Origin of the sequence: Phytopseudomonas argentinensis (assembly GCF_900113905.1) — a bacterium.
Classification (GTDB): Bacteria; Pseudomonadota; Gammaproteobacteria; order Pseudomonadales; family Pseudomonadaceae; genus Aquipseudomonas; species Aquipseudomonas argentinensis.
In genome coordinates this window covers 45997-69399 of sequence record NZ_FORC01000001.1, presented here as the reverse complement: position 1 = coordinate 69399, position 23403 = coordinate 45997, and the positions used below count along the sequence as shown (strand labels likewise).

6 protein-coding genes are annotated in these 23403 nt (G+C 67.0%); 1 reads left to right on the top strand and 5 read right to left on the bottom strand.

Features of this window, described 5'->3' with window-relative positions; all coding sequences use genetic code 11:
• Nucleotides 1–31: 31 nt before the first annotated feature.
• Genes BM154_RS00250 through BM154_RS00230 form a run of 5 tightly spaced genes read right to left on the bottom strand, consistent with a single transcriptional unit; the run spans nucleotide 32 to nucleotide 20845 of the window.
• Nucleotides 32–14152: a non-ribosomal peptide synthase/polyketide synthase gene (locus tag BM154_RS00250; RefSeq protein ID WP_279626214.1), complete on the bottom strand. Its 14121-nt coding sequence runs from the start codon at nucleotides 14150–14152 to the stop codon at nucleotides 32–34.
• Nucleotides 14153–14161: 9 nt separating this feature from the next.
• A complete protein-coding gene (locus tag BM154_RS00245; RefSeq protein ID WP_074879463.1) occupies nucleotides 14162–17296 on the bottom strand; it encodes a non-ribosomal peptide synthetase in 3135 nt (1044 codons plus the stop codon).
• A gap of 37 nt (nucleotides 17297–17333) precedes the next feature.
• Nucleotides 17334–18386, bottom strand: coding sequence for a TauD/TfdA family dioxygenase (locus BM154_RS00240; protein WP_074879461.1), 1053 nt, complete (start codon nucleotides 18384–18386; stop codon nucleotides 17334–17336).
• Nucleotides 18387–18401: 15 nt separating this feature from the next.
• The gene (locus tag BM154_RS00235; RefSeq protein WP_074879458.1) at nucleotides 18402–19856 is read right to left on the bottom strand and encodes a condensation domain-containing protein; all 1455 of its coding nucleotides are present in this window, start codon (nucleotides 19854–19856) and stop codon (nucleotides 18402–18404) included.
• 8 nt (nucleotides 19857–19864) lie between these two features.
• Nucleotides 19865–20845: a TauD/TfdA family dioxygenase gene (locus BM154_RS00230; RefSeq protein ID WP_083414489.1), complete on the bottom strand. Its 981-nt coding sequence runs from the start codon at nucleotides 20843–20845 to the stop codon at nucleotides 19865–19867.
• A gap of 399 nt (nucleotides 20846–21244) precedes the next feature.
• On the opposite strand from BM154_RS00230, the gene BM154_RS00225 reads away from it, so the two are divergent.
• Nucleotides 21245–23326 carry a TonB-dependent receptor gene (locus BM154_RS00225; protein WP_074879455.1) on the top strand — a complete coding sequence of 694 codons (2082 nt, stop codon included), beginning with the start codon at nucleotides 21245–21247 and terminating at the stop codon, nucleotides 23324–23326.
• The last annotated feature ends 77 nt before the right edge of the window (nucleotides 23327–23403 follow it).

Sequence of the window (23403 nt, the reverse complement as noted above, 5' to 3'; positions counted from 1 at the left end):
CGGCGCACTGGGGCGGCCGGCGCAACGCCTGCTAGCTCTGCGAGATCGGTTTGCTCTTGAGTTTGCTCAGCAGGGTGTCCAGGTTCTTCTGGTTCAGCGCCTTGGCCAGCGGGAAGTCGGTTGGCGACAGTTGCCCCGTCTGGTTGCCCTGGCAGTGGCCGATGATCGTGCGCAGATGCGCGAGGTAGGCCTGCAACAGGCGCTCGCGGCTGGCCGACGCATAACGCAGGCCGGCGAACTTCATCTCCACCTGCAGGCGCCCGCCGATGACCGCCAGCACCACTTCCAGATCGTGGCTGCGCGGCGAGTTGGCGGCGACGGTCGGCGGCAGCGGTTCGTCGCTCAGTTGCAGCAGAGCGCCGCCCTCGACGCCGTCGAGCTGGCCCAGGTAGTTGAACAGCAGCGAATGGTGGTGCGCCGGCAGTGGCGCCTCGGCCTGGTGGCGCAGCAGGCCGTAGCCCATGGCCTTGTCGGCGGCGGCGCGCAACTGCTCCTTGACCGCGACGATCAGCGCGCCGGTGTCGCCGCCCTGTGGCAGCTCCAGGCGCACCGGGTAGAGCTGGGTGAACCAGCCCACCGTGCGGCTGACATCCAGCTCAGTGAATGCGGCATCGCGGCCATGGCCTTCCAGGTCGATGCCGATGGCCGTGGCGCCCGAGCATTCGTGCAGCGCGCCGGCCAGGGCGGCGAGCAGCAGTTCATGGCCCTGGGTCCGGTAGCTGGCCTGTGCCTGTTGCAGCGCCTGGGTTTCCTCGACGCTCAGCAGGGCGCTCAGGCTCACTTCGTCGGCCACGCGGTTGACGGCCTGCGGCTGATCCGCCGGCAGTTCGCCGGGGCGTATCTGCTGCAGCCAGTAGTCGCGTTGCGCCTGCACCGTCGGGCTGGCGGCCTGCTGCCAGAGACGCTGGCCCCATTGCCGGTAGGAACTGGTCTTGGCCGGCAACTCGGCGCTCTGGCCAGCGGCCAGGCGCGGGTAGAGCTGGCTGAAGTCTTCCAGCAGCAGGCGCCAGGACACCGCATCCACCACCAGGTGATGAGCGACCAGGTAGAGACGCTGCTGGCCGTCGGCCAGCTCGATCAGCAAGGCGCGGATCAGCGGGCCATTGGCCAGGTCGAAGGTCGCCTCGACCCGTTCGGCGATGCAGTCATGCAGGGCCTGCGCGGTACAGGGCTCGGCCAGACGAACCTGGGCGAAGCCCACGGCCTGCCGAGCATCGGCATAGTGCTGGCGCCACTGACCGCCTTCACGGGTGAAGCGCAGGCGCAGCGCGTCGTGCTGCTCGACCAGCAGTTGCAAGGTGCTCTGCAGCGCCTCGGCCCGCAGGGGACGGCTGGGCTTGAGCAGGACCGACTGGTTCCAGTGGCCGGGCTCTGCCAGGTGGCGTTCCAGCAGCCAGTGCTGGATCGGCAGCAGGGGCGCCTCGCCTTCCAGCACGCCTTGCTCGGCCTGGCACTGCTCGACCGGGGTGGCGACCAGGGCGAGGTCGGCCAGGGTGCGTTGCTGGAACAACTGACGCGGCGTCAGGCCGATACCCTGGGCGCGGGCCTGGGCGATGAACTGCAAACCCAGGATGGAATCGCCGCCGAGGGCGAAGAAGTTGTCGTCGACGCTCGGGGCTTCGATGCCGAGCAGTTCGCCGAGCAGGCGGCACAGCACTTCTTCGGTGGCGTTGCTCGGTGCCCGCTGCTGGCGGGCCTGGCGCTCCACTTGCGGCTTGGGCAGGGCCTTGCGGTCGATCTTGCCGTTGCTGCTCAGCGGCAGGGCCGGCAACTGCACCATGAACGCCGGCACCATGTGCGCCGGGAGCTGCTGGCCGAGGCGCTGCTTGAGCGCTTCGACATCCAGGGCCTCGGGGCCGCAGAGGTAAGCGACCAGTTGCGGCGTGGCCAGGTCCTCGCGCAGCACGGTGACCGCTGCCTCGATGCCAGGCTGGTCGAGCAGGGCGGCATCGATCTCGCCCAGCTCGATGCGCAGGCCGCGCAGCTTGACCTGGTGGTCGAGGCGACCCAGGTACTGGATGTTGCCATCGGCCAGGAAGCGGCAGCGGTCGCCGGTGCGATACAGGCGCTGGCCGGCCTCGAACGGGCTGTCGACGAAGCGCTCGGCGGTCAGTTCCGGGCGGTTCAGGTAGCCGCGGGCCAGGCCGGCACCGCCGATGTACAACTCGCCCACCGCGCCGATTGGCAACGGCGCCAGCGCCTCGTCGAGGATGTACAGCCTGAGGTTGGCGATCGGCTTGCCGATGGGTACGAAGCCCAGGGTCGAGGCCGGGTCGCAGACCCAGCAACTGACGTCGATGGCCGCTTCGGTGGGGCCGTAGAGGTTGATCAGAGGTGCCGGATGACGCGCCTGGAAGCGCTGCTGCAACTCCAGCGGCAAGGCTTCGCCACTGGCGAACACCTGGCGCAGCGAGGTGCAGCTTGGCAGCGCCGGCTCGCCGACGAAGGCCTGCAGCATCGAGGGTACGAAGTGCAGGGTGGTGATGCGTTCGCGCTGGATCAGCTCGGCCAGGTAGTGGCTGTCACGATGGCCGTCGGGCTTGGCGACCACCAGGCAGGCGCCGGTGATCAGCGGCCAGAAGAACTCCCACACCGACACGTCGAAGCTGTAGGGGGTCTTCTGCAGCACGCGGTCGTCGGCGCCGATGGGGAAGGCGTCCTGCATCCAGTACAGGCGGTTCATCAGCGCGCCGTGCTCGTTGAGCACACCCTTGGGCTGGCCGGTGGAGCCCGAGGTGTAGATGACGTAGGCGAGGTCGCCGGGCTGGTTGATCGGCTCGGGTTGCGGGCCGTCTTCCAGGGTCGAGACGTCCAGGCACCAGTGTGGCGTGCCGGCCGGCAGGCAGGCTGCCGTGCCCGCTTGCACCAGGGTCAGGGCCGGGCTGGCATCCTCCAGCACCAGCGCCAGGCGCGCCGGCGGCAACTCCGGGTCGAGCGGCAGGTAGGCCGCACCGGCGCGGACGATGCCGAGCAGGGCGACGACCATTTCCACCGAGCGCTGCATGCACAGAGCCACCACCTGCGCGCGGCCCACGCCGCGTTCGCGCAGCTCGCGGGCCACGGCGCCGCTGCGGGCATGCAACTGGGCATAGCTGAGTCGCTGCTCGGCGTAGACCAGCGCGGGCGCATCCGGGCTGCGCATGGCCTGCTCGGCCAGGGCCTGGGCCAGGTCATGGGGGCCGGGGTAGGTCTTGGCGGTGGCATTCCACTGCTGCAACTGCTGGTCGCGTTCGGCGGCGCCGAGCAGAGCCAGTTCGCCCAGCGTCGCCAGCGGGCGGCCGCTGACTTCGCCCAGCAACTGCTGCCAGGCATCGGCCCAGCGGGTGATGGTGTCGGCCTCGAACAACTGGCGCTTGTACTTCAGGCGCAGCGACAGGCGCTCACCGTCATCGTGCAGCTCCCAGCTCAGGTCGAAGCTCGAGGCGTTGGAGGGCACCTCCATTTCGCGCAACCTCAGAGGCGCCCAGGCGTCGCTACGCAGGCGCGCGGTCTGCATGGCGAACAGCACCTGGAACAGCGGCGTGCGGGTCATGTCGCGCTCGCTGACCAGGGCATCGACCACCTGCTCGAAGGGCACCTCCTGATGCTCCTGGGCCTCGAGCACGCGTTCGCCGACCTGTTTCAGAAAGTGCTCGAAGGCCAGGTGCGGGTCGACCTCGGCGCGGATCACCAGGGTGTTGACGAAACAGCCGATCAGCGCCTGGGTCTGGGCCAGGTCGCGGTTGGCCACGGCGGTGCCGATACGCACGTCGCGTTGCCCGGCCAGGCGACCGAGCAATACCTGGGTCGCAGCCAGCAGCAGCACATAGAGCGTCACGCCCTGCTGCTGTGCGGCTTGACGCAGGCGCTGGGCGAGGGCATCGGGCAGCACCCGGGTATGGAAGCCGCTGACGCTGTCGGGCTCGGCGCGGCGCGGATGGTCGGTGGGCAGCTCCAGGTGGTAGTCACCCTCGCCGAGGGTGCTCTGCCAGTACTGCAACTGCTGGCGGTAGCGCTCGGCCTGCTCCGACAGGCGCTGCCAGAGCGCGTAGTCGACGTACTGCACCGGCAGGGCCGGCAGGCGTGCCTCGCGCTGCTCGCTGCGTGCGCGATAGAGCTCGGCCAACTCGTCGATCAGGCATTGCATCGACCAGTCGTCGGCCACCGTGTGGTGCAGCGTCAGCAGCAGCAGGGTGCGCTGCCCGGCGTGCAGCAGGCAGCCCCGGATCAGCGGGCCGGCGGCCAGGTCGAAGGGTTGCCGGGCTTCCTCGTCTATGCGCCGGGCGACCCGGGCATCCCAGTCCGCTTCGGCCAGCGTTTCGATGGTCAGGTGCGCGCGGCCCTCTGCATCGATCAGCAGCTCGGCGCCCTGGCCGCGCTCCAGCAGGCGACCGCGCAGCACCTCGTGACGGGCGACGATCTCGGCCAGGCCCTGCTGCAGCCAGTCGAGGCGTACAGGACCGCTGAGTTCCACGGCCGAGGTGATGTTGTACTCGGCGGCTTGCGGGTTGAGCTGTTCGAGGAACCACAGGCGTTGCTGGGCATAGGACAACGGCAGGCGCTCGGGGCGTGGCTGTGGCGTCAGCTCGGCGGCCGCACAGGTGGCCGAGGTGTCGATCAGAGCGCAGAAGGCGCGTAGCGTCGGCTGCTCGAACAACTGCCGCAGGGCCGGCGCCTGGCCGTATTCCTGGCGCAGCCGGGCGAGCAGCAGGGTGGCCAGCAGCGAATGGCCACCCAGGCGGAAGAAGTGGCTGTCGCGGCCGATCAGTTCGAGCGGCACTTCCAGCAACTCGGCCCAGCGTGCGGCCATGCGCCGCTCGAGATCACCCTGCGGCGCTTCGAGCGCTGCCTCGGCCTGTTCCAGCTGTGGTCTTGGCAGTTGCTTGCGATCCAGCTTGCCGTTCTGGTTGAGCGGCAATGCCGCCAGTTCCACCAGCACGCTCGGCAGCATGTGCGCCGGCAGCGTCCGCGCCAGCTCGGCCTGCAGCCGGGCGACATCCAGGCCGCTTTCGCTGGCCACCAGGTAGGCCACCAGTTGGGGCGTGCCGAGGTCGTCGCGCAGCACGGTCACGGCCTCGCGTACGCCGGGTTGGGCGAGCAGGGCGGCGTCGATCTCGCCCAGCTCGATGCGCTGGCCGCGCAGCTTGACCTGATGGTCGAGGCGACCCAGGTACTGGATGTTGCCATCGGCCAGGAAGCGGCAGCGGTCGCCGGTGCGGTACAGGCGCTGGCCGGGCGCGAAGGGGCTGTCGATGAATGCCGCCGCGGTCAGCTCCGGGCGGTTCAGGTAGCCACGGGCCAGGCCGACGCCACCGATGTACAGTTCACCGACGGCACCCACCGGCAGCGGGTTGAGCTGCGCATCGAGGATGTACAGCTTGAGGTTGGCGATGGGTTTGCCGATGGGTACGAAACCCAGGGTCGAGGCCGGGTCGCAGATCCAGCAACTGACGTCGATGGCCGCTTCGGTGGGGCCGTAGAGGTTGATCAGGCGTGCCGGATGACGCGCCTGGAAACGCTGTTGCAGGGCCAGCGGCAAGGCCTCGCCACTGGCGAAGACCTGGCGCAACGAGGTGCAGCCTTCCAGGCCTGGCTCGCTGACGAAAGCCTGCAGCATCGAGGGCACGAAGTGCAGGGTGGTGATGTGCTCGCGCTGGATCAGCTCCATCAGGTAGCCGCTGTCCTGATGCCCGCCGGGGCGTGCCAACACCAGACAGGCGCCGGTGATCAGCGGCCAGAAGAACTCCCACACCGACACGTCGAAGCCGTAAGGGGTCTTCTGCAGCACCCGGTCACCGGCGCCGATGGCGAAGGCGTCCTGCATCCAGTGCAGGCGGTTCATCAGCGCGCCGTGCTCGTTGAGCACACCCTTGGGCTGGCCGGTGGAACCGGAGGTGTAGAGCAGGTACAGCAGGTCGCCGGGCTGGTTGGCCGCTGGCTGCGCCGTTGCGCCATGTACCGGCAGCGGTTGCTCCAGGCACCAGGCCGGCACCTGCTCGGGCAGGCGCTCGCGCCAGGTGGCGTGGGTCAGCACCAGCGGGCAGTCGGCATCTTCCAGCAGGAAGGCCAGGCGTGCCGCTGGCAGATGCGGGTCCAGCGGCAGGTAGGCGGCGCCGGCCTTGACGATGCCCAGCAGGGCCACCACCAGGTCGATGCTGCGCTCCATGCATACGGCGACCACCTGTTCGCGGCCGATACCCTGGGCGACCAGTGCCTGTGCCAACTGGTCGGCACGCCCATGCAGACAGGCATAGCTGAGGGTTTCGCCCTCGTAGACCAGCGCTGTCGCCTCCGGGCTTTGCTGCGCCTGGCGGGCCAGGGCCTCGCTCAGGGTGGTGGGCCCGGGGTAGTGGCGTGTGGTGTCGTTCCAGTGCTGCAACTGGCGCTGGCGATCCGTTTCGCTCAAGGGCGTGAGTTGCGCGAGCGGTGTGTCCACGGCATCCGGCAGGCATTCGAGGAAGGCCAGCCATTGGCCGAGCCAGGCCTGCATGGTCGATTCATGGAACAGGCTGGCGCGGTATTCCAGCATCACCGAGAGCTGCTCGCCGTCGTCGTGCACTTCCCAGTTCTGGTCGAACTTGGCTGCCGCCGAGCGAATGCCCAGCGGTTGCAGACGCAGGCCTGGCCAGTCGAGCGAGGCGCGCGTGCTGTTCTGCATGACGAAGGCCACCTGGAACAGCGGTGTGTGCGCCAGGTCGCGTTCCGGGGCCAGATGTTCGACCACCTGCTCGAAGGGCACGTCCTGATGTTCCTGAGCGTCCAGCACGGTCTGCCTGAGCTGGGCCAGGTAGTCGCCGAAACGCTGTGCGGGGGTGAGCTCGGAGCGGATCACCAGGGTATTGACGAAGCAGCCGATCAAGGGCTGCACGGCGTGCAGGCGGCGGTTGGCCACCGGCGTGCCGATGCGCAGGTCCTGCTGGCCGCTGTAGCGACCGAGGAACAGCTTGAGGCCGGCCAGCATCAGCATGAACGGGGTGACGTCGCGCTCGCGGGCGAAGCGCCGCAGGCGCTCGGCCAGGGCTGGCGGTACCTGGGCGAAGCAGGTGCCGGCGCGGTTGTCCAGGTGCGCCGGGCGCGGCAGGTCGGTGGGCAACTCGAGGTGGTAGTCGCCGTTTTCCAGGCGCTTCTGCCAGTACTCCAGTTGCTGGCGATAGACCTGCTGACGTGCCTCGCTGCGTTGCCACAGGGCGTAGTCGACGTATTGCACCGGCAACGCCGGCAGCTCTGCGCGCCGGCCTTCGCGAGCGGCCTGGTAGCTGGCGGCCAGTTCGTCGAGCAGCACCTGCACCGACCAGCCGTCGGCGGCGCAGTGGTGCAGGCCGAGCAGCAGCAGGGCCTGGTTGGCGCCGGCATGGCGCAGCAGACGCACCCGCAACGGGTGTTCGTGGGCCAGGTCGAAGGCGCGTGCGGATTCGGCCTCGGCGGCCTGACGCTGGTACTCGGCCCAATCGGCTGGTTCGCCGGCATAGTCCTCCACGGCCAGCTCGAAACGGCTTGGCGCATCGATCAGCAACTGACCGCCCTGGTCGTCGTCCAGCAGGCGGCTGCGCAGGATGGCGTGGCGTTCGACCAGAATCTCGAAGGCCTGGCGCAAGGCCTCGACATCGAGCTCGCCGGTGAGGGTCAGCGCCGTGTTGATGCTGTACTCGCCCGAGCCGGGCGCCAGTTGCTCGAGGAACCACAGGCGTTGCTGCTCGAACGACAGTGGCAGGCGCTGCGGATGTGGGCCGGCCTGCAGCGTCGGCAAGGCCGAGGCCGGCTGCTCGCCCGCGGCCGCGATCAACTGGGCCTGCTCGGCCAGGGTGGCCCGCTCGAACAGGTCACGCAGTCTCGGTGCGCTGGCAAAGGCCTCGGCGATACGGGTCAGCAGCACGGTGGCGAGCAGGGAGTGCCCGCCCAGGTGGAAGAAGTTGGACTGCCTGCCGATCTGCTCCACCGGCACTTGCAGGGTCTCGGCCCACAGCACAGCCAGGCGTTGCTCGTGCTCGCCCTGGGGCGCCTGCAGCAGCGCGTCGTGCTCGGCCTCGGGCTGTGGCAGGGCGCGGCGGTCGATCTTGCCGTTGGCGCTCAGTGGCCACTCGGCCAGGGCCAGCAACGCCTGCGGCAGCATGTAGGCGGGAATGAAGCGAGCCAGCCGTTCACGCCAGTCATCCTGCACTGCCGCGCCGCTCTCGGTGAGCACGTAGGCCAGCAGGCGTTCGTCACGCACCAGCACCAGGCTGTCGCGCACGCCGTCCAGGCGCAGCAGCGCCTGTTCGATCTCGCCAGGCTCGATGCGCAGACCGCGCAGCTTGATCTGGAAGTCTTTGCGGCCGAGGAATTCCAGCTCGCCATTGGCCAGGTAACGGCCCAGGTCGCCGGTGCGGTACAAGCGGCCTGGGCCGAAGGGGTTGGCGACGAAGGCGGCGGCGGTCAGCGCCTCACGGTGCAGGTAGCCAGGGCCGACGCCGGCACCAGCCACGCAGATCTCACCGGGTACGCCCACCGGTAGCGGCTGGTCGTAGCGGTCGAGCACGTAGAGCTGGGTGTTGTCCACCGGGCGGCCAATGGGCAGCGGCGCATCCACCGCTTCGCTGTCCACCTCGTGCCAGGCCACCACATCGGTGCATTCGGTGGGACCGTAGCTGTTGATCACCCGGCACTGGCCGTTGCCGCTGTCGAGCCAGGGGCGCAGGCGCTCCATGCGGATCGGCTCGCCACCCAGTACCAGCGCACGCAGGCTGGCCAGGTCGCGGCAGTGCCCGGCTGCGGCAAGGTCCAGCAGCGGGTAGAAGGCGCTGGGGGCGCCGTTGAGCAGGGTGATGCGCTGCTCGCGGATGTCCTGCAGCAGCGCCTGCGGCTCGTAACCCTGGGCGCTGGGCATGACCAGCGTGGCGCCGGACAGCAGGGGCGCGAAGATATTCTTCTGGGTCAGGTCGAAGCCGGTGGCGCTGGCCAGCAGCACCTTGTCGCCCTGGCGCCAGCCCAGCGTGCGCAGGTACCAGTGCTGCAGGTTGCGCACGCCGCCATGGGTGACCACCGCGCCCTTGGGCTGGCCGGTGGAACCGGAGGTGTAGATGGCATAGAAGGGCGCGGCGCCGTCGAGGCTGCGTGCGGGTGCGCTGGCCGGCAGTTGAGCCAGTTCCGCCGACAGGTGCTCCAGCACCAGTTGGCGTACCGGCAGGTCGGCGTGGCGGGCCGCCAGCTCGGCATCGGTGAGCAACAGGCTGCTTGCGCAGTCATCGAGGATGTAGCGGATACGTTCTAGCGGGTAGGCGCTGTCGATCGGCACATAGGCCGCGCCGCACTTGAGCACCGCGAGTATGGCCACCGCCAGCTCCGGGGTCTTGTCCAGGCACAGGGCCACCCAGTGGCCACTGCCCACGCCTTGTGCGTTCAGGTAGTGGGCCAGGCGGTTGGCCTGGGCATCCAGTTCGGCGTAGCTCAGGCTGAGCGCGCAATGTTGCACCGCCACTGCCTGCGGCGAACGGGCCACCTGTGCCTCGAAGGCATCGAGGATGCTCGGCATGGACGGCAGTTCGCAGGCACTGTCATTCCACGCGTGCAGGGTGCGCTGCCATTCCCGCGCATCGAGCAGGCGATGCTCGCCCAGCGGCCGCTCGGGTGCTTCGAGCATGCTCTCGAACAGCTGCACGAAGCGCTGCAGCCAGCGCTCGGCGGTGGCCGGCTCGAACAGGTCGAGGGCGAACATCAGGTTGAGTTCGATGGCGGCCTGCGCTGGCGCGACGATGTGCAGGTCGAGGTCGTATTCCGAATGGCTCAGCGGTGTGTCCAGCACCTCGAAGTCGAGGTCGGGGAAGCGCACCCGGCGCTCCATGGGCAGTTGCTGGGCGATCATCACCTGGAACAGCGGGGCATGGCTGAGGCGGCGTGGCAACGCCAGGTGGTCGACCAGGCGCTCGAAGGGCAGGTCCTGATGCTGCTGGGCCTCGAGCAGGGTTTCGCTGACCTGGCGGGCCAGTTCGGCGAAGCTCGACTGGCCCTGGAAACGCACGCGGATCGGCAGGTTGTTGAGCAGGATGCCGAGCAGCGACTGGGTTTGCTCCCGGTCGCGATTGGACACCGGCGTGCCGAGAATCAGGTCGTCCTGGCCGCTCATGCGGTGCAGGAAGGTGGCGAAGGCGGCGAACACCAGGCTGTAGGTGGATTGCTGCAGGCGTGCTGCCAGGGCGCGGGCACGCTCGCTGGCCTGGGGCGACAGGCGGGTGGCGAGCAGGCCGCTGCGGTGCGACTGGGCGGCCGGGCGCGGCCGGTCGGTGGGCAGCTCCAGCAGGTAGTCGCTGTCGTCGTCGCGGGCCAGTTGCCTCTGCCAGTAGTCCAGATGCGGTTGCAGCGCCGCCGGTTGCAGGCGCTGCTGCTGCCACAGGCTGTAGTCGGCGTACTGGATCGACAGGGGCGCCAGTTGCGGCGCCTGGCCGGCGTGCAGGGCGGCATAGAACTGGGTCAGCTCGCGCAGGGCCAGGGTGGCCGACCAGGCATCGGACACCAGGTGGTGCAGGGTGATGGCCAGCACATGCTCGCGTGCGCCCAGGCGCAGCAGGCGGGCGCGCAGCAGAGGGGGCTGCAGCAGATCGAATGGCTGGGCGAACCAGGCCTGCAATTCGCGTTGCACGGCAGCTTCGCCGGCGTCTGCGAAATCGGCGAGCGGCAGCTCGAAGGTCAATGCCTCGACGATGCGCTGGCAGGGTTGCCCGCCCTCGCTGGGGAAGGCGGTGCGCAGCACTTCGTGGCGTTCGATCAGCCACTGGAAGCTGGCGCGCAGGGCCTCGACATCGAGATCACCGCTCAGGCGCAGGGCGAAGGGAATGTTGAAATGGGCACTGCCGGGGTTCAGTTGCTCGACGAACCACAGGCGCTGCTGGGCGAAGGACAGCGGCAGACGCTCGGGGCGTGGCGCCGCCACGATGTCGTCGGATGCTGGCTGTTCGTCGTCCTGGAGGCGCTTCTGCTGGTCGATGGCCTGGGCCAATTGACGCACGCTGGGGCACTCGAACAGGGCCTTGAGCGGTAGCTCGACAGCGAAGGCGGCGCGGATGCGCGACAGCACTTGGGTGGCCAGCAGCGAGTGGCCGCCGAGGGCGAAGAAGCTGTCGGTGACGCCGAAGTGCTCCAGCGCCAGGATGTCCTGCCAGATGCCATGCAGCGCCTGCTCGGTGGCCGTGGCCGGCGGCGTGGCTTCGCTCGTCGCCATGTTCCAGTCCAGCTCGCGCTGGGCCAGGCGTTTGCGGTCGACCTTGCCGTTGGCGTTGAGGGGCAGGGCGTCGAGCTGAGCGAGGTGCTGCGGCACCATATAGGTCGGCAGCTGGCCGTCGAGCGCCTGTTTCAGCGCCGTGGCGTCGAGGTCATGACCCTCGTGCGCGACCCAGTAGCCCACCAGTTGCGCCTCGCCACGGGCATCGGCATGCACCACCACGGCGGCGGCTTTCACGGACGGGTGCTGCTGCAGCTTGGCCTCGATCTCGCCCAGTTCGATGCGATGGCCGCGAATCTTCACCTGCTGGTCGCGGCGGCCGAGGAATTCGATCACACCGTCGGCCCGGTAGCGGCCGAGGTCGCCGGTGCGGTAGAAGCGTGCGCCGGGGCGCAGCGGGTGATCGACGAAGGCGGCGCGGGTGCGCTCGGCGTCGTGCAGATAGCCACGGCCGACACCGGCACCGGCCACGCAGATTTCGCCAGGCACGCCCACCGGCACCGGGCGCAGGGCATCGTCGAGCACATACAGCTCGGTGTTCGGCATCGGCCGGCCGATGGGCATGGCCTGGGCCTGTTCATCGGAGGCTGCGCTGATGGCGTGGAAGGCCACGTCGTCCGCGCACTCCGCCGGGCCGTAGGCGTTCATCAGCGGCACATGGGGGAAACGGGCGAACCAGTCGCGGCACAGGGCCGGCGGCAGGGCCTCACCGGTAGGCAGCAGCCAGCGCAGGCTCTCGAGATTGGTGGCCGGCGTGCTGGCGGCGAGCACGCCGCGGATCACCGCCGGTACAGCTTCCCACAGGGTCAGGCGCTGGTCCTGCAGGGCTTGCAGCAGGCGCTCGGGATCGTGGCTGACGGCATCCGGCAGGATATGCACGGTGGCGCCGAGCAGTGGCGCGGCAAGCAACTGCCAGACCGAGATGTCGAAGGCCACTGAGGCGGTCTGGGCGATGCGGTCGTGCTCGCCGAGGCCGAGGGTCGGCACCTTGCCGAAGATGTTGTTGAGCATGCCGCGCTGTTCCACCAGGGCGCCCTTGGGCGTGCCGGCGGAACCGGAGGTGAAGATCACGTAGGCGAGATCGTCCGGCGTGCCGCGCAGCGCGAGGCTGGGCACCTCACCTTGCAGCCAGCGGGCTTCGATGCCGATGCACTGCGGTGCAGCCTGGCCGAGGTGGGTGCACAGCTTATCGGCCAGTGCCCCCTGGTTGTCACCGACCAGCATCAGCGGCGCCTGGCTCAGGGCGAGGATTTCCGCCAGGCGTTGCGCCGGGTGCTTGACCTCCAGCGGCAGGTAGCAGGCGCCGGCCTTGAGAATGGCGATCAGCGCGGTGAGATGGGCCAGGCCGCGTTCGGCCAGCAGGGCCACGGGGAGGTCGGGGCCGGCGCCGGCCTCGATCAGCGCAGCGGCGAGGCGGCTGGCGCGGGCGTCCAGTTCGGCATAGCTGAGCGACTCGCCCGCGCAGACCACGGCGGCCTTGGCCGGCTGACGCGCCACCTGTTCGGCGAACAGGCTGGCGTAGGTGCGATCCAGAGGGAAGGGCTGCTGCGTACGGTTCCAGTCCACCAGCAGCGTCTGGCGCTCCTGCGCGCTCAGCAGTTGCAGCGAGGCGAGGCTGGCAGTGGGCTCTGCGAGGATGCCGAGAACGATCTGGCGCAGATGGCCGAGCAGGCGTTCGATGCTGTCACGGGCGAAGCGCCGACGGTCGTAGGAGATGCGCACGGCCAGACGCTCGCCGGGCATGACCACGACGGTGAGGCCGTAGTGGGTGTGCACGCTGTGCTCCATGTCGTCCAGGCTGAAGCTCAGCTCGCCGCTGAACAGCTTGTCGTCGATGGGCGCGTTCTCGTAGACCAGGATGCTGTCGAACAGCTCCTCGCCGCGCGGAAAATCGCTCCAGCCCTGGATGTCCACCAGGGCGCTGTGCTCGAACTCGCGCAGCGCCAGGTTGTGGCGTTGCAGGGCCTGCAGCCAGCTGGTGCGGTCTTGCTGCTCGTCGATGCGCACGCGCAGGGGCAGGGTGTTGATGAACAGCCCGATCATCTCCTCGACGCCAGCCAGTTGTGGTGGACGACCGGACACGGTGACGCCGAAGAGCACGTCGCGCCGGCCGCTGTAGCGGCTCAGCAGCAAGGCCCAGGCGCCCTGGAACAGGGTATTGGGGGTGATCCGGCGGGATTGGCAGAACTGCGTCAGGTCACGGGTCTGCTGGGCGTCGAAACGGATCAGGGTATCGTCGACCAGCACCGCTTCGCGGTACTGGCTCTGCCGGGTCTGGCGTTCGATCACCAGTGGCGTCGGTGCGTCCAGGCCCTGCAGTTGCTGCTGCCAGAAGGCCTGCGCCTCGGGCAGGCTCTGTTGTTGCAGCCAGGCGATGTAGTCGCGGTACGGGCGCGGCTTGCGCACGTTCGCGCTCTTGCCCTGGCGCAAGGCCGCATAGGCGTCGATGAAGTCGACCATGATCAGCGAGATGCACCAGGCGTCCATCAGGATGTGGTGGAAGCTGCGGATCATTTCGTGGCGCCCGGCGCCCAGGCGCACCAGGCGCACGCGGATCAGCGGTGGTTTGGCCAGGTTGAAACCGTTGCGTTGCTCCTGTTGCAGCAGGGCCTGGATATGGGCCTCCTGCTGCTCGGGGGCGAGGCCTTCGAGATCGATGTACTCGACCGGGTCGGCGATGTCGCGGTGCACCACCTGCAATGGCTGTTTCTGGGTCTTCCACAGGAAGCTGGTGCGCAGTGCCGGGTGGGCACCGATCACTTGCCGCCAGGCCTCGAGAAACGCCTCTACCGACAGCTCGCCACCGATACGGTAGCGATCCTGCATCAGGTAGACCCCGGACTCCTGGTGCAGCAGGCTCTGGAACAGCATGCCCTGCTGCAGCGGCGACAGTGGGTAGACATCTTCGAGGTGGTGTGCGGTCTTGTTCGTCATCCGGTTGACCTTCGAGGCTTTAAGTGGGTGAAGGGGGCGGCCAGGCAGGGCCCCGGTTCAGTCGGTCGAATTGAGTTCCGCGAGCAGGTCGCCAAAGGCGGCATCGTCGAGGTCGGCCAGGGGGAAGGCGGCGGCCGTGCCGGCTGCCCTGGCGTCCTCGGGTGTGGTGGCCACTGGCGCTTCGCTCTCGGGGGCGCCACGGGTGGCGACCTGAGCCATGCGCTCGATGGTCTCGCTCTCGAATATCTGCTTGGCGCTGAGGCGGATGCCTTGCTGGTTGGCGCGTGAGACGATCTGCAGGCTGAGGATCGAGTCGCCGCCGATCTGGAAGAAGTTGTCCCGTACCCCGATGCGTTCGCGTTTGAGCACCTGCTGGCAGATATCGGCCAGCGCTGCTTCCATTTCGTCGCGCGGGGCCAGGTAGGCGGCGCTGGCCGCGACCAGTTGATCCGGGTCAGGCAGGGCGTTGAGGTCGAGCTTGCCGTTGGGCGTATGCGGCAGGGCCGAGAGATGCACGAAGGCGGCCGGCACCATGTAGCTCGGCAGGCGATCGTTGATGAAACTGCTCAGCGCCTGGGCCTCGGGGACATAGCCATGGCGGTCGGTGAAGTAGGCGATCAGGCGGGCGCTGCCTTCGTGAACCTGGGCGATCACCACGGCTTCGCGCACCTCCGAATGGCTCTGCAGCACGCGTTCGATCTCGCCGCGTTCGACGCGGTGGCCGCGAATCTTGATCTGCTGGTCGCGGCGCCCAAGGAAGTCCAGGCGGCCGTCGACATGGCGTCGGGCCAGGTCACCGGTGCGATACAGGCGTTGCCCTGCGGCGATGTGCGGGTAATGCACGAAGGCGCTGGCGGTCTGCTCGGGCAGGCCCAGGTAGCCGCTGGTCAGGGTCGGGCCGCCGAGGTGGATCTCGCCAGGTTCGCCGATGGCGGCCGGCTGGCCGTGTTCGTTCAGCAGCCACAGGCCCATGCCGGGAATGGGCCGGCCGATGCTGATGGTGGCTGCGCCGGGCGCTGCAGCGCTGAGTACCTCGGCGGTGGCCCAGACGGTGGCTTCGGTCGGCCCGTATTCGTTGACCAGTTGTGCGTGCCCCACCTTATTGCGGTGCTTGTCGAGCACGCGCGGTGTGCAGGGCTCGCCGGCCACGATCCAGGTGCGCAGGTGGGCCAGGGTGGCGGCGTCGCAGTAGTCCAGCAAGGTCTCGTAGAGCGACGGTAGCGACAGGCTGTGGCTGACGCGATGGCGCTCGATCAGGGCGGCCAGCACTTCAAGGTCCAGCTCCTCACCGCTGGCCGGCAGCACCAGCAGACCGCCCTGGCACAGCGTCCAGTAGATGCCCGCCACGGAGCTGTCGAAGGACAACGACGAAAGCAGCAGGTAGGCCTGCACCGGCTCGGGGTAGAAGGCCATGCGCACCTGGGTCGAGCGGCTCAGGGCCGCATGGCTGATCGGCACGCCCTTGGGTTGACCGGAGGAGCCCGAGGTGTAGATCAGGTAGGCGGTCTGCTCGCCGCTTACAGCCGGCAATGGCTCGGCATCGGCGCTGGGCGCCTCGCCGGCAGCGTCCAGCAGCAGGGTAGGCACGCCGCTGCTGACACCGCCTTGCAGGGCCTGGGTGGTGAGCAGCAGGCGCGCCGAGCTGTTGTCGAGCATGTAGCTCAGGCGTTCGCCTGGATAGGCCGGGTCGAGGGGCAGGTAGGCCGCGCCGGCCTTCAGGGCGGCCAGCATGGCGACGATGGCCTGGGGCTCGCGGCGCATGAGGATGCCGACCACATCGCCGCTTTGCACGCCTGCGGAGCGCAGGCGCCGAGCCAGGGCATCGACCTGGGCCAGCAGCTCGCCATAGCGGGTCAGGCCACCCCCATCGACCAGTGCCGGGGCATCGGGATTGGCCTGGGCACGTTCTTCGAGCAGCGTGAGCACGCTTGCATCCCGCACTTCTGCCGATTTGGCGCTGGCCTGCAGGCCCTGTTCCTGGCGAGGGCCGAGCAGGGGCAGCGTCCCGAGGATGGCGTCTTGCGCACACAGGCCCTGCAGCAGTCGGGCCCATTGTTCTTCCAGGCAGGCGATGGCGGTGGCAGCGAAGCGCGTGCGGTCATAGGCCAGGCGCAGCTCCAGCGTTGCGTCGCTGCCGGCATGGCATTCCAGACCGAGCGCGAAGGGCGGCTGGAAGCCGCTGGCGACGACCGGCGTGCCGAGGTTTCCGGGTACTTCGAGTTCGCGCCAGGCGAAATACAGCGCACAGGGCTGCTCGCTGTCGTAATGATCGCGCCAGCCCCTGGCCTGGCGAAGGGGGGCGAGCAGGGTGGCGGCCTGGGAGGTCAATGGCGCTTGCAGATCGACTTCCACCTGCACCGGCAGACGCTGCTCGAACAGGCCCAGCGCCTGTTCCAGGCCCTCGCCACGGCCGGCATCCTGCCAGCCGAGCTGGATGCGTTGCTGCCCGCTCAGCCGGGCCAGCAGCACGCACCAGGCAGCGAACAACAGCTCGTCCAGACTCAACCCCACACGGGATGCCAGCGCTTGCAGTTCGGCGTGCGCGGGCATACCGGCGAGGGCGTGCAATGCGGGGCGGCATGCCTGGTCATTGCCGGCCGTCTGCAGACCATGCAGTTCGAGAGGCGCGCTCTCCGTACGCATCTGCTGCCAGAAGCGCACGGCCTGGCCGTCGGCTTCATCCTCCAGCAGGCCGTTCTTCCATTCCGCATAGTCGACGTACTGCAGACGTTCGGCCTGGGCCGCGCCAAGCAGCTCGCTGGCGATCAGGGCCAGGCTGCTCAGATCCAGGGCGCTGGCGTCGCCTTCGAGGCACAGCCACCAGCGCTCATCCTCGATACGGACGTAGCGCACCGAGAGTACGCTGCCCGCTTGCAGCGTACTCTTGTTCAGGCGAACAGCGCGTTGCGCCGCATCTGCGTCGCGCCAGTCTTCGGCGGCGAAGGTGACACGGGGCTGGTCCTCGATCACCTGGATCGGCAGGGCCATGCCGGGCACGGCATGCAGCACGGTGCGCAGGATTTCCTCGCGCTGGGCCATGGCTTGCAGGCGTGCGTCGATCTCGGCGGCGGGCGGAGCCAGGGCCACCTCGACGACCAGGCAACTGCTGGCACTGTCCGCTGCACTGTGCCGGGCGTCGCGCCAGGCCCGGGCCTGTTGTGGAGAGATGCGAAAACCTGTCAGAGCCGACATGGCGTTTCCTCTTGAGCGAAGGTGGAGAACAGACGTATCAGAGCTGTACGTCGCTGCCGACGATGGCTTCGGCCATGCCGGTGTAGATCTTGCGCGGGCCGCCGTAGGGCTCGCGGCCATGCACCGCGAGCATGTTGTCGAGCAGCAGGACATCGCCGCGTTGCCAGCGGAACTTCACCAGCGATCCCAGATAGGCGGCGCGCAGGGTTTCCAGTACCTCCGGCTCGATGGGGCTGCCGTCGCCATAGAAGGTGTTGGTGGGCAGATCCATCGCTGAGAAGCCGGCGCCGAGCGAGTCGCGGATGGCGGCGGGCAGGGTGCTGACGTTGAAGAAGGTGCCGTGGTTGAACCAGACCTCCTCACCGGTGCGTGGGTGGCGCGCCAGAGCGGCGCCGACCTGACGGGTGCGCAGACGGTTGCCGTCTTTCCATTCCACCTCGATGCCCACCGAGGCGCAGTAGGCCTCGACTTCGCTGCGGTCATCGGTCTGGAACACCGACTGCCAGGGCAGGCCGAAGCCGTCGCCATAGTTGCGTACATAGAGGATTTTCTTGTGCCTGAAGGTCTCGACGATCTCCTGCGGGATCAGTGACTTGACCCGGCGTACCGAACCGATCGGGGTTTCCCCGCCGGTTTCCGAAGGCAGGTGGCAGTAGAAGAACAGACGCAGCGGAAAACGTGGCGAGTAGGAGTGCTCGTTGTGCGGGAAGATCACCTGATCGGCCGGGTAGTCGGTCGAGGTATAGATGTTGCCGCCCACCCGGGTGCGCGGCGAGGCGCGGAACATGTATTCCAGGGCGCCGCTCGACAGGGCGTCGATCACGGCATTGAAGTGCTGGGTGCTCTGTACGTCGAAACCGCGCAACAGGATGGCGCCGTGCTGCAGCAGCATGTGCTCCAGATGTTCGCGGTTCTGCGTGGCCCATTGCACCAGGTCGACGCCAGGCAGACTCGGTTCGACCCGCCAGGGCAGATCCCAGTCCGCTGTCAGGAGGCCTTCGCTGACGATGCTCTGCTGCGAAACCATGATGGGTCTGCGGCGGGGGATACCGGCGACGGGACGGTTGCCGGACGGAGGAATGGCGGTCATGCGGGCTCCTTGTCGCTACAGGCTGATGGCGCGGCGCCGGGTATTGCCCAGGCGTGCGCGTCCTTGGTCGTGGTGGGCGTGCTGCTGGCGTTGCAGGTGGGCCTCGTCCCATTGCTGCAGTCGAGCGCGCAGGTCGCCGAGCGGTTGTTCGATCAGGTCGTCGACCTGGCTCAGCAGGTCCTGCCAGAGGCTGGCGAAACGCTCGATCTCGTCGCTGCTGAACAGGCGGCGGTCATATTCCAACGTGGCTTCGATGCTTTCGTTGCGATGCATCAGGTCGAGCACCAGATCGAAGCCCGCCAGGTCCTGGATCACCTGGGTGCTGACGAGGCGAGCCGCGCCGAGGCCCTCGATGCTGAAACGGTCACGCTGGTAGTTGAACTTGGCCTGGAACAATGGCGAACGATCCGTCTTGCGTTGTGGCGCCAGGTGGGACACCAGCAGATCGAATGGCAACTGCCGATGGGCATGGGCCACGCGAATGGCCTGGCGAGTGCGTGCCAGCAGCTCGCCCAGGCTCAGGCCATCCTCCAGCTCGCACTTGAGCGTGAGCTGGTTGACGAAGAAGCCGAAGATGTCCTGCAGGGCGGGCAGGTCGCGCCCATGCACATCGGTGCCGACGAGAAAGCGATGCTGGCCGCTGAGGTAATGCAGCCAGATCTGGAACAGCCCGGTGAGCGTCACGAAAAGGGGCAGACGCAGTTGTCGAGAGACCCGTTTGAGCCGTTCAGCCTGCTCTGCCTGGATGGTGAATGCATGGCGGCCACCCTGTGCCGGCCCCTCGCTGCGCACCCGGCGATCGAACGCCAGTTGCAGCGGCATGCCGGCCAGGTAATCGCGCCAGAAGGCGATCTCGCTTTCGATCAGTTGCGGAGTCACATAGCCAGGTTCCCAGGCCGCGAAATCGGCGTACTGCAGGCGGCCAGGCAGTGGGTCGCCGGTCTCCTGGCTGTCGTAGTAGTGCGCCAGGTCCTGCAGGAGGATTTCGCCCGAACGGCCGTCGAAGGCGATGTGATGGATGACGATGATCAGCTCCTGCGAAGCCGCGTCGAGATCGAACAGGCAGGCGCGCATGACCGGGCCGGCTTCGAGGTCGAAGGGGATGTTCTGCTGGTCGTGCAACAGGCGCTCGATCATGGCGCGGCGCTCGCTGGCACCCAGGCCGCTGAGATCGCGATACTCGAGAACGATGGACGGCGGGGCGGCGAGGCACTGCTGCGGGCCGGTCTCGGCCGTGCGGTAGCAGGCGCGCAGTACCGGGTGGCGCAGACAGAGTGCGTCGAGCGCGCGCTTGAGGCGGGCGACCTGCAGGTGCGGCCCTTGCAGCCCCATGCGTATCAGGATGTTGTGCTGGGCGCGTTCCGGCTCCAGTTGGTGCAGGAACCACAGGCGGCTCTGGGCGAAGGATTGGCGTACGCAGCGGGCTGCCGGCTCGCTCAGGGGCAGCAGCGCCGGAGTTGGAGTGTCCATGTCCGCTCCTAGGCCATTGCCACTATGACCTTGCGGTCGCCGCTGAACGGGTTGCGGCCATGGGCGACCAGCAGGTTGTCGAGCATCAATACATCACCAGCCTGCCAGGGGAAGGCGACGCAGGTATCGGCATAGACCGCGCGAATGGCATCCAGAGTGGCATCGGGAATCGGCGTGCCGTCGCCAAAATAGACATTGCGCGGCAATTGCGCTTCACCGACCGCCTCGAGCAGGGCCTGGCGCAGGTCCTGCGCCATGGCAGAGATATGGAACAGGTGAGCCTGGTTGAACCAGACCCACTCCTGGCTGAGGGGATGACGGACGGCAGCCTGGCACAACTGTCGGGTGCTCAGCTCGCCTGTGTCCGACCAGCTCCAGTCTATGCCCTGGGACTGGCAGTACTGCTCGACCTTGCTGCGCTCATCGGTGTTGAACACCTGCTGCCAGGGCAGATCGAGCGCACTGCTGTAGTTGCGTACGTAAAGCAGGCCCTTGGCGATGAATTCCTCGCGAATGGCCGGGTCGATCGCCTGGTACACCTGGCGGCTGTCGGCGATGGGGGTTTCCCCGCCCGTCTGGCTCGGTGTCATGCAGTGGAACCAGATGCGCGATGGCCACTGGCGGGTATAGGACTGCTCGTTGTGCAGGGGGATGCTCTGGTGAGCCGGGTATTCGGTGGAGCTGTAGACCCCGGCGAACACCTTGCTGCGTGGCGTGGAGCCGAACTCGTAGGTGCCCAGGGGCATGCCGAAGCTGGCTGCGAAGCGCTTGAAGTCCAGCGGCGTCGGCACCTTGAAATTGCGAAACAGAACGCCGCCGGTGGTGTTCAGCGTCTGCTGGGCAAGGGTGCGCAATGCATCGCTCAGGGTATGGATCGACTGGCCTTGCTGGCTGGCGATCAGGAGGGGAAGCGGATTGTCGTCCAGCAAGGGGGCGACGATGCAATCATCCAGTTCATGAGGCCAGTGGATCGCATCGGTCGAGCGCATGTTGGCAACCTGATTCATGAGCGCAAGGTCCTTACTGCAGATGGCAGCGGCACTGAGGGCTGAGAGAGGAGGGGGAGAACGGATGGCGCGATGCGTTGCGCAGGGCGGCCAATGAAAAGAGCGGTGTGCGTTGCGCTTCCATGTAGACGAGGGGCCATGGCCCATCCCTCCGATCAAGAGGTTTATGTCAAAGGTCGATGCCGAGGGAGCATCGGGTGAGGCTGCGTGTAAACAGGATTCAAATGATAATCACTATCGTAAGGATTGCAAATTATCTTGCGATCAATAATATTTCGCACCTGTGAGCTTCTGGCTTCTGCTGCCGAAGCTTTGGGGAGGACTGCGGAGCGAGCATCGTTCGCTTCAAAAATAAGCAAAGGCAAAGGAGCCTAAGGGCAGATGAGTAATTTCAAGAAAAGCACGCTGGCAGTCGCCGTCGCGTCCGGTCTGATGGCCGCGACCTCAGTGCTGGCGGCTGAAGAAACCAAGGGAGAACAAGCGCTTCAACTCAAGGAAGTGATGATCACGGGCGAGAAGATCCAGCGCAGCGAAGAGAAGACCCTGTCCAGCGTCGCGGTAGTGACGGCCGATGACATGCGCAGCCACGGCGACCAGGACCTGCAGGGGGTGCTGGATCGCACGCCGGGCGTCTATGCCCAGTCGGGCAACGAGAACTGGGGGATCCGCGGCATTCCGGTGAGCGGTTTCGACGATCAGGGCCCAGCCGCGATGAACGGTGCAGTTTCCGTCTACGTCGACGATGCGCTGCAGGCCAACAGATTGCTGACCCTCAATCCCATGGCGCTCTGGGACATGGAACAGGTGGAAATCTATCGGGGCGCCCAGTCGACCACCCAGGGGCGCAACTCCCTGGCCGGCGCCATCATCATGAGAAGCAAGGATCCGACCTTCGATCCCGCGTTCTCGGTAAGAAGCAATGTCGGCAAATATGGTGAGCGTGGGGCTTCGGCCATGGCCAACGGCTCCTTGATCGACGGTGTCGTGGCGGGGCGCCTGGCCGTTGATTACCAGACGTCCGATGGCTACATCGAGAACGATTTTCTGGATATGGACGCCAACCAGCTGCGTTCATCCAATATCCGGGGCAAGTTCCTCATCCTGCCGTCCGATGACATGGACGTGCTGCTGACCTTCAGCCGCACCAAGCAGCGCAGTGGCATCAATGCGGTTGCCGCAAGCGATGCCAGACCCGATTACTACAAGCTCTACGAGAACACCGAAACCCTGCATACCCTGGCTCAGAACACCGCCACGGCCAAGGTCGATTACCGCCTGGACGACTTCTGGACCCTGACCAGCGTTACCTCCGGAACCTGGTCCAAGTACGACTCCATTCTCGACTTCGACCGCACCACGACCGTTACGCAGACCGCACCTCGGCATAACGAGCAGACCCTGGGCAGCCAGGAGTTGCGCTTGGGTTATGCGTCGGATCGGGTCAATGGCGTCATGGGCGTGTATCTGGGGCGCTCGAAGGGCGAGATCGACGACAAGCTGGTCAGTGGCACGACGGTCGCGCTGAACCAGAAGGGCGAGACCAAGATCGACAGTCATGCCGTATTCGGTGAGCTCAACTGGGAGTTCGTGGATGACTGGCAGTTGATCACCGGCCTGCGTTGGGATCATGAGAAGAACAACACCAAGATCGACTACCCGGTTCGCCTGGTTGCGGTTCCCGATCCCGTGGTAGACAAGGATCTCAGTTCCAGCGTGCTGCTGCCCAAGATTGGCATTAGCCATGACCTCACCGAGAACCAGGTACTTGGCCTGACCTGGCAGCGTGGCTACCGCAGTGGTGGTGTCAATATTCGCACCCGTTCCCGCCACGATACCTACGATCCCGAGTTCACCAGCACCTACGAGCTGGCCTGGCGGGGCAACTGGCTGGATCGTCGTTTGCGCACCACCGCCAACCTCTACCACACCACCTGGAAAGACCAGCAGGTGTCGTTCCGCAATATCGCCGATAACACGACCCAGGTTTCCAACGCTGCCGATAGTCGCATGATCGGTCTGGAGTTCTCCGCCGAATACCTGGTGACCTCGCAACTGTTGGTCAATGCAGGCTTCGCCTACAACGACACCCAGTACAAGTCCTTCGTGCGTGACGGTGTGGATCTGAGTGGCTACGAGTTCGTCAATGCGCCGCAGAAGATGGCCAACGTGGGCGCCAACTACACCTTCGGCAATGGCCTGATGATCGGCGGTGACGTCATTTATCAGGGGCAGAGCATCTCCAACTTCGATACCAACAGCGCACGGGAAATCACCAAGGTACGTCGTAACGACAGTGTCACCCTGGTGAACCTGAACGCCGAGTACCCGATCGGCGATCTGACCCTCAGCGGCTATGTGCACAACCTGTTCGACGAGAAATACATCACCAACAATCAGGGTGACACCCTGCTCGACGTAGGGGCTCCGATGACTCTCGGCGTAGCGGCTCGCTACGACTTCTAAGGGAGGCCGGAGCCAGGGAAGGGAGGTGGCGGTAGCTATGCCGCCACCTGCTACTCATTCAAGGCGCGTTGTCTGGT

Excerpts from the sequence above, each read along its gene's own strand:
- BM154_RS00225 (WP_074879455.1), top strand. The coding sequence starts at position 21,245 with ATGAGTAATTTCAAGAAAAGCACGCTGGCAGTCGCCGTCGCGTCCGGT.
- BM154_RS00245 (WP_074879463.1), bottom strand. The coding sequence starts at position 17,296 with ATGTCGGCTCTGACAGGTTTTCGCATCTCTCCACAACAGGCCCGGGCC.
- BM154_RS00230 (WP_083414489.1), bottom strand. The coding sequence starts at position 20,845 with ATGCGCTCGACCGATGCGATCCACTGGCCTCATGAACTGGATGATTGC.
- BM154_RS00240 (WP_074879461.1), bottom strand. The coding sequence starts at position 18,386 with ATGACCGCCATTCCTCCGTCCGGCAACCGTCCCGTCGCCGGTATCCCC.
- BM154_RS00235 (WP_074879458.1), bottom strand. The coding sequence starts at position 19,856 with ATGGACACTCCAACTCCGGCGCTGCTGCCCCTGAGCGAGCCGGCAGCC.